The 3996-nt window shown below is 33.4% G+C and carries 5 protein-coding genes; all 5 read left to right on the top strand.

Going from position 1 to position 3996, the window contains the following annotated elements; translation table 11 throughout:
• On the top strand, positions 1 to 306 hold a 306-nt coding region (locus NST35_RS12485; RefSeq protein ID WP_340747324.1), incomplete at its 5' end, for a hypothetical protein.
• Between the two features lie 276 nt (positions 307 to 582).
• A complete protein-coding gene (locus NST35_RS12480) occupies positions 583 to 966 on the top strand; it encodes a plasmid mobilization protein (protein ID WP_002490921.1) in 384 nt (127 codons plus the stop codon).
• A complete protein-coding gene (locus NST35_RS12475) occupies positions 948 to 1892 on the top strand; it encodes a relaxase/mobilization nuclease domain-containing protein (RefSeq protein ID WP_002489538.1) in 945 nt (314 codons plus the stop codon). Before NST35_RS12480 ends, NST35_RS12475 begins: the two co-directional genes overlap by 19 nt.
• Entirely contained in the window at positions 1861 to 2316 is a 456-nt protein-coding gene (locus NST35_RS12470) for a DUF334 domain-containing protein (RefSeq protein ID WP_002490920.1), read from the top strand. Before NST35_RS12475 ends, NST35_RS12470 begins: the two co-directional genes overlap by 32 nt.
• Positions 2317 to 3074: 758 nt before the next feature.
• Positions 3075 to 3996: replication initiation factor domain-containing protein (locus tag NST35_RS12465; protein ID WP_340747323.1), on the top strand; the 922-nt coding region annotated here is incomplete at its 3' end.

The raw sequence follows: 3996 nt of genomic DNA, 5'->3' as shown, positions 1-3996 counted from the left end.
GATTTTGGAAGTGAATTAAATTTTATAAATATGAATAATACTAAATTGGAAAATGGAGATGATTTTTTGAAAAAAGAAGAGTATAGTCTTTTAACTAATTTAATTAATATTTTAGTTGGTATTTTATTGATTATTGCTATTTTACTTATGATTATAATTCCAGATAATAGTGATTTACCTACGTTATTTGCACTTTTAGCATTTACAATATATTCTATTCCGGGAATTTTGAAAAAGAAAGTAAGTGGTTGGGTACTTGGAATTTTAGGTTTGATATTTATTATTTTATTTTTAATTGAGTTTTAAAATTTATGGATATCGGCAACCACATTTTTGGTTGCTGGGCTTTTGATTTTGAATTAGGGTTTGAACTATGAGTGGCTAGCAATCTGCCACTCATTTTTTGCGTTAGCAAAAACATAAGGGGTATGGGGATATCCCCATCAAGCCGGTATTTTTAGAACGAAGTGGCTATAAAATACGACGCTTGCCAAACCACATAATTACTTGATGAAATCTAGCTTACCCTGTAAGCTAGATTTCATCAAGTAATTTCTTTCGAAGAAAGCGTGGTGGGATTTGATGAGCGAACAAAATAACTTTGTGGCTAGCGACGAAACTGTTGGGCGAAACCAAAAACCCAACCGTAAGGAGCCGAAACAAATTAGTTTTCGTGTGAGCGAATCTGAATATTTAAAGTTAAGGCAATCTGCCGATACTTTAAATATGAGTGTGCCTAATTTCGTTAAGAAAAAGGCACAGGGTAGTCGATTGGTCGCACCTAAATTTGATAAAGAAACGCGACAATCGATAGCCAAAGATTTAAGTAAGTTAGGTGCAAATGCAAATCAGATTGCGAAATATTGTAACCAACATCAACATGACGCACCTAATTATCCAGCGTTAGAACGTAATATCAATGAGTTGCGTGAAAGGCTTGATGAGATATGGCAACAACTAAATTAGGCAATACAAAATCAGCAAGTCGGGCAATCAATTACGCAGAGAAACGAGCAGTAGAAAAAAGTGGTTTGAATTGTGATGTAGATTATGCAAAATCGGCTTTTAAACAAACAAGAGCTTTGTATGGTAAAGAAAATGGGATTCAAGCGCATACGATTATTCAGTCTTTTAAACCTGGTGAAGTCACGCCAGAACAATGTAATCAACTCGGCTTAGAACTTGCAGAAAAGATAGCACCGAATCATCAAGTTGCCGTTTACACACATGCAGATACAGACCATGTGCACAATCATATCGTGATCAATTCAATTGACCTCGAGACAGGTCGGAAATATCAGAGTAATAAAAAACAACGTGAATTCGTTAAAAAAGCAAATGATGATATATGTGTTTCACATCATCTATCCATTCCAAACAGACAGGCACAAATTCGCTACACTCAGGCAGAAAAAGGGATTGTCTTTGATAGAGAAGAATACTCTTGGAAAGATGAATTACGTGAATTGATTGAAAATACAAAAACACATACAAGCAATTTAGAGACGTTTTCAGAGCATTTAGAAGCAAAAGGAGTAAAAGTTAAGGTTCGTGGCGAAACAATCTCATACAAGCCTGAAAATGCAAATAAATGGGTGCGTGGACGAACGCTAGGTTCAGATTATGAAAAAGGGGCGATTGATGATGAGCATGAAAGACATCAAGAACAACAAAGAGAACCCGACTATGCAGACGGATTCAAGGTCAACTGGGATGCCATCGAGCAACACACAGAGCAACTTAAACAACGAAGAATTGAACGAGCTCAAAAGACAAAACAAGCTAATCGTAAAGTATTTGGCAGAGATAGAAGAGAGCCAGAAAACGAGAGAGAAAGAACAAGAAGCAATCACATCAAAATTGAAAGAGACGACGAAGGACTTTCGAGATAACAGCATAAAAACACATAATGATTTCGTAAGATTACTTCAAGATAATTTAAACAAAGTCAATACAGAAGAGATTCAAGCAGAACTACGACAAGAGATTCGTAAAGTTCAAGATGAAAACAAAGAAATGTTACGTGAAGTGAGAGCATCACATGAGCATTATCAGAAGAGACAAAAACAATTATTTACAGGGATTGGATCAATGTTATTAGTCTTTATGCTGTTTGCTTTAATTATGACCATAGGCAGTGACTTTATGAGTTTCTTGCATGTAGATATATTACAAAAAGCCATAGCAAGCAAAATTAAAGCATCTGAAGGCTTTATGACATTGATTTGGTATATCGCTTATGGTTTGCCTTATATATTTGCGATAGGGCTATTTATTGGTTTATATGAATGGATTAGAGCAAGACTTCATGATTAAAATAAAAGGGGTTTAAAAATGAAAATTTTAAGAAAAGTTATAGCTACCATTATTTCTTTTATTATTAGTTGTTTCGGAGGCGATGCAGCTTCATATACAGCAGATAGCACGTTTTTAAATAAACTATATTATAAAAAATCTAAAAGAAATAAAAAATTCAAGTGAAATAATAAGTTTAAATTACTTTCATCAAGTAGAATACGCATTTATGCCGAGAAAATCTATTTGTCGATGAGAGCCCTTAATTAGACTTAAAGCGCCAGCGGGAGAATAGCGTCAGCTATTAAATCGACCGATGGACAGCTTTAGGATTATTAAGGAGCGCAGAATCGTCGGCAAATAGAGGAATTGGAATAAAGCAACGAAAGGAGATGAAGAGAATGAGTGAGAAAATTAATAAAAACATCCGTATAGGACTATCAGTTGCACAAGTGGTAGTACAAGCATTAATAGTTTATTACGCTTATAAACAATATAAATTATCAAAAGAAATGTAATTTTGATTATGTAATAAGTTTTGGTACTAAAAAAGACTTGATCTGATTAGACCAAGCCTTTTGATAGTGTTATATTAATAAACAAATAAAAAGAAGTCGCTCACGCCCTGACCAAAGTTTGTGATAACGACTTATCCAAAGAAAAACAGTTGTTGTTTTTTATACTTTTGTATATTTAGATATTAAACGATATTGGAATATACATCAAGATATATATTTGGGTGAGCGACTTCTTAAAGTAAATTAAGGAGTCGATTTTTTATGAGTAGAGAAAATCATTCAAATTACTTACAAAATAAGGATTTAGACACTTTTTCTAAAACCGGCTACTCTAATAGCCGGTTAGACGCACATACCGTGTGCATATCCGACCCAAAATTGAGTTTTGATGCTATGACAATCGTTGGAAATCTTAACAAAAATAACGCTCAAAAATTATCTGCGTTTATGAGTATCGAGCCACGAATACGACTTTGGGATATACTTCAAACAAAGTTTAAGGCTAAGGCACTTCAAGAAAAAGTTTATATTGAATATGACAAAGTGAAAGCAGATAGTTGGGATAGACGTAATATGCGTGTTGAATTCAATCCCAATAAACTTACACATGAAGAAATGATTTGGTTAAAACAAAATATCATCGACTACATGGAAGATGACGGTTTTACAAGATTAGATTTAGCTTTTGATTTTGAAGATGATCTGAGCGATTACTATGCAATGACTGATAAAGCAGTTAAAAAAACCATTTTTTATGGTCGTAACAGCAAACCAGAAACAAAATATTTTGGCGTTCGTGATAGTGATAGATTTATTAGAATTTATAACAAGAAACAAGAACGTAAAGATAATGCAGATATTGAAATTAGTTCAGAACATTTATGGCGTGTAGAAATTGAACTCAAACGAAATATGGTTGATTACTGGAACGATTGCTTTAATGATTTACATATTTTGAAACCCGATTGGAAAAGTATTGAACGAACGTCTGACAGAGCAATTGTTTTCATGTTGTTAAATGACGAAGAAGAATGGGGAAAACTTCACAGAAATTCTAGAACAAAATATAAGAAATTGATTAAAGAAATATCTCCGATTGATTTAACAGATTCAATGAAATCGACTTTAAAAGCGAATGAAAAACAATTGCAAAAGCACATAGATTTTTGGCAACATGAATTTG

Origin of the sequence: Staphylococcus sp. FSL W8-0304, assembly GCF_038006565.1 — a bacterium.
In the GTDB taxonomy this organism is placed as follows: Bacteria; Bacillota; Bacilli; order Staphylococcales; family Staphylococcaceae; genus Staphylococcus; species Staphylococcus epidermidis.
This window is presented reverse-complemented; position numbering and strand designations above follow the sequence as displayed.

Excerpts from the sequence above, each read along its gene's own strand:
- NST35_RS12475 (WP_002489538.1), top strand. The coding sequence starts at position 948 with ATGGCAACAACTAAATTAGGCAATACAAAATCAGCAAGTCGGGCAATC.
- NST35_RS12480 (WP_002490921.1), top strand. The coding sequence starts at position 583 with ATGAGCGAACAAAATAACTTTGTGGCTAGCGACGAAACTGTTGGGCGA.